This window comes from Longimicrobium sp., from assembly GCF_036554565.1.
In the GTDB taxonomy this organism is placed as follows: domain Bacteria; phylum Gemmatimonadota; class Gemmatimonadetes; order Longimicrobiales; family Longimicrobiaceae; genus Longimicrobium.
Window position 1 is genome coordinate 1 of record NZ_DATBNB010000801.1, and the last position, 3,632, is coordinate 3,632.

Here is a 3,632-nt window from a genome sequence, read left to right on the forward strand (position 1 = left end):
GCTTTCGCCCGGACGCGCCGCGGCTGGAGGCGGCCGTGCCCGCGGCGGAGTGCGTGCTGGTGACCGCCGGCACGCCCCTCCCCGGCTGGGGCGACGTCTTCGCCGCGGCGGAGGGCGGGCGATGAGCGCGGCCCTCCTGCACCGCCGGCTGACGGCCGGGATGGCGTTCGCGGCGCTCCTGGCGTACGCCGTGGGCGCCGGGTGGACGCTGGACGTGGTGGCCAGCGCGCTGGGGCTGGCGGTGGCGATGGTGCGCCTGCCGCCTCCCTCGTGGGGTCCTTCCATCGAGCGGGCCACGCGCATCGTGATCGTAGCGCTCTGCCTGTGGATGCTGTACGTGGCGTTCGTGGTGGTCGGCGACTTCATGCCCGCCGTGATGGCGATGCTTCTCGTTTTGCTCGGGGGCGAGGCGCTGCGCCCGCTGGAGGCGAAGAACGACGGGCGGCTGTACCTGCTGGCCTTTGCGCTGATGATCGCCGCGACGGCGTACTATCCGGGGCTCGCCTTCGCCGCGGCGTTCGTCGGGTTCGTCGTCCTCTCCACCCTGGCGATGATGGTGGGCTCGCTGCGCCGGCAGGCCGAGCGCTTCGACGCGCCCGGCGTGCGGGTGCCCCGGCGCACGCTGGCCGGCGCGGCCGCGCTCTCGGCGGTGACGCTGCTGGTGAGCGTGGCGTTCTTCGTCATCTTCCCGCGCCTTCCGCGGCAGTGGAACGTGCAGGGGCGTGGCGGAGCGGGCGATGTGATGGCGGGCTTCGGCGACGGCGTGTCGCTGGGCGAGCACGGCGGGCGGCTGACGTCGAACCCGGAAGTGGCGTTCCGGGTGGAGTTTCCGGACGGCACCCCGGTGCACGCCGAGGCGACGTACTGGCGGGGCCGCTCGTTCGACCGCTTCGACGGGGTGCGCTGGACCCGCACCCGCGGCCTCCCCGGGCAGGTGTACGGGTCCGACTACGCCCGTCGCTGGGGCGGCCCCACGCGCAGCGCGCGCATCTTCGGCGGGCCGGCGGGTGCCGACGTCCTTTTCGGCCAGCACCCGGTGATTACCGTGCAGCCTCGCTCGGCCATCCGCGTGCGCCAGGACGCCACGGGCGACCTGCGGTACTTTGGCTCCGACGAGCCGGTGTACACCGTTACCTCGGGCCGCGAGCTGCCCCCCGAGCGCCTGCTCGCCAACAGCCCAGAGGACGATTCGCCGCTGGTTTCGGCGTACCTGCAGCTTCCGCGGCTGGCCCCCGCCGTCCGTGCCCTGGCAGACTCGCTGACGCGCGGACAGCCGTCGCGGGTGGGCAAGGTGCGCGCGGTCGCGGCGTACCTGCGAACCTTCGAGTACTCGCTGGAGCTTCCCGAGACCCGGCGCGACGCCACCATCGAGGGGTTCCTCTTCCGACGCCGCGCGGGCCACTGCGAGTACTTTTCGAGCGCGATGGTGGTGATGCTGCGCTCGGTGGGCATCCCTGCCCGCAACGTCACTGGGTTCCTGGGCGGCGAGTGGAACGAGTTCGGGGCGTACCTGGCCGTGACGGGAAACGACGCCCACTCGTGGGTGGAGGTATGGTTTCCCGCGCTGGGCTGGGTGCCGTTCGATCCTACGCCGCCGTCGCGCAACACGCTGGTGGACCAGCGGACGGGGACGGGATGGTCGTGGCCGGCCCGCTTCTGGTTCGACGGGCTGGAGCATCGCTGGTACAAGTGGGTGCTGGATTACAACCTGGAAAGGCAGCTCGCGGTGTTTCGCGGCCTCGGCGACCTGTTCAGCCGCGGCAGCGGAGACAGCGCGCCCTGGTCCCGCGGCCGGCGGCCGGGTGCGCCCGGGGTTCCGCCGCTGGTGGCGCTCGCGGTGGGACTCCTCGTCGCCGGCGCGGGGGTGATGTGGATCCGGCGTGGACGCATGGGGCCGCGGTCGGCCGAAACGCGCAGCTACCTGGCGTTGCGGCGGGCGTACGAGCGCGCGCGGCTCGGCGGCGCCGCGGGGCCGATGGACTTCGCCGAACGGCTGGAGCGGGAGCGCGCGCCCGGCGCGGCGGCGGCGATGGAACTGGTGCGCCTGTACGTTCGCGCGCGATTCGGCGGTGAGGACATCGGCCTTGAGGGCCGCGAGTGTATGGACCGGGCGCTGCGAGAGGCCCGTGCGGCCCTTCGCGCCGCCCGCCGCCGGCCGCAGCCGAACGACGATCCGCCACCAGGAGACTCGACGAATCCGCCCACCGAAAGCGAGGATGAGCTGCGTCGGAGGAGAGGGTGGGAGCCGGCCGGGGTGTAGGCTCCAAGCTGCCGGTTCAACACACCCTTGTCATCCTGAGGCCCAGGCGAACGATACTGGCCCGCAGCACCAACCTCGCGGGCCGAAGGATCTAGCCTGGGGCACGTACAAGCCGGGGCGCGGCAGCGGTCACGGTAGCCGAGGCCTCGGCGGCCGTGGGGCCCTCACCCCGCCGCGCTGACACGCGAGCGACCCTCTCCCACACACAGCGTGGGAGAGGGGGTACACCCCGGTCGAGTGGGCGGGGCCAAGCCGAAGCGCGGTCGAATTCTCCCTTTCCCCCGCTTGCGGGGGAAAGGGCCGGGGAGAGAGGGCCGCCCGGGGCATGCGCCGGGTATTTCGAAGCGCACTGATTCTCGTCCGCGTTCCCAGTCGAGTTCGCCGGGTCCGCCGAAGCGCAGTTCAGGTCTCCCCCTCCCCGGCGCAGCGCGGGACGGGGGCCGGGGGGAGGGGGCTCCCGCCGCATGCGAGGCAGCCTATCGAACCCCGCCGAAGTTGCGTCCACTCCCCACCCGCGCATCCATCTCCATCCCTAACCGGATGCGCCATCAGCACCTGCGGCGTTGCCAGATCGTTTTCAGCCGCCGCATTCTTTGACCCGAACAAATCCCCAAGACACTAAACGCCAATCTGCCATTATATTCTGCACCGTCACGCGTATCACGGCGTGAGCACGATAATGGCAGATACGCCGCGCATTGCGGGCTTCTGCCGCCGCCCAGCCGGCCCCAGCGGCCCGCGTTCTGAGTCACCCCCCTGAGAGGCGAGGATGGACCAAAAGCGCTACGAGGTGGAAATCACGTTCCGCCAGACGATCCGCTATGCCGTGGACGCCGTGAACAAGAAAGTCGCCGAAAAAGCCGCGCTGGACCGGTGGAAAGCCGGCGACGAAGCCACCCTGGTGGGCAGCGAATGCTGCGACGTCGTTGCCGTGCACACCGATGCGGTGCCCTGCGACGACCGGTGCGAGAAGGACGCCCGCGACGCCTACCGCTACCTTCGCGACCGCGAGCTGGTGCTGGAGATGCTCGACGAAGACCAGTTCAACCCCACCGTTCACGACGCCGTTTCCGCCGAAGAAGTTGCCCTTCACCTGCACTGGAAGCGCCACGGCTCCAGCGTCGAAGGACACCCGGACACCCCCCGCGCCGCCCGCGCGCTCGACCGCCTCTGCGCCGAGCGGCGGGTGGTTTGCTTTACGCGCGACCGCGTCCGTGCCGGCGAAAAGGGCGAGATCCGCCTGTACTGCACGCCCCAGCACCTGGCGCTGCTTTCGTCCATGATCCTGGACGAGGAGCCGGTCGCCGCCGGAGCCGCGGCCTGACCGCCTGACGGCTTCCCATCTCAAGAGCCGGGCGCGGGCTCGCAGGGT

At 71.4% G+C, this 3,632-nt stretch carries 2 protein-coding genes; both read left to right on the forward strand.

Annotation, left to right across the window (positions count from 1 at the left end; all coding sequences use genetic code 11):
- The first annotated feature begins 121 nt into the window (after positions 1-121).
- Positions 122-2,260 (forward strand): transglutaminase TgpA family protein, encoded by a 2,139-nt coding sequence (locus tag VIB55_RS22595; protein WP_331878937.1) that lies wholly within the window; start codon positions 122-124, stop codon positions 2,258-2,260.
- 769 nt (positions 2,261-3,029) lie between these two features.
- Positions 3,030-3,584 (forward strand): hypothetical protein, encoded by a 555-nt coding sequence (locus tag VIB55_RS22600; protein WP_331878938.1) that lies wholly within the window; start codon positions 3,030-3,032, stop codon positions 3,582-3,584.
- The last annotated feature ends 48 nt before the right edge of the window (positions 3,585-3,632 follow it).

Excerpts from the sequence above, each read along its gene's own strand:
- VIB55_RS22595 (WP_331878937.1), top strand. The coding sequence starts at position 122 with ATGAGCGCGGCCCTCCTGCACCGCCGGCTGACGGCCGGGATGGCGTTC.
- VIB55_RS22600 (WP_331878938.1), top strand. The coding sequence starts at position 3,030 with ATGGACCAAAAGCGCTACGAGGTGGAAATCACGTTCCGCCAGACGATC.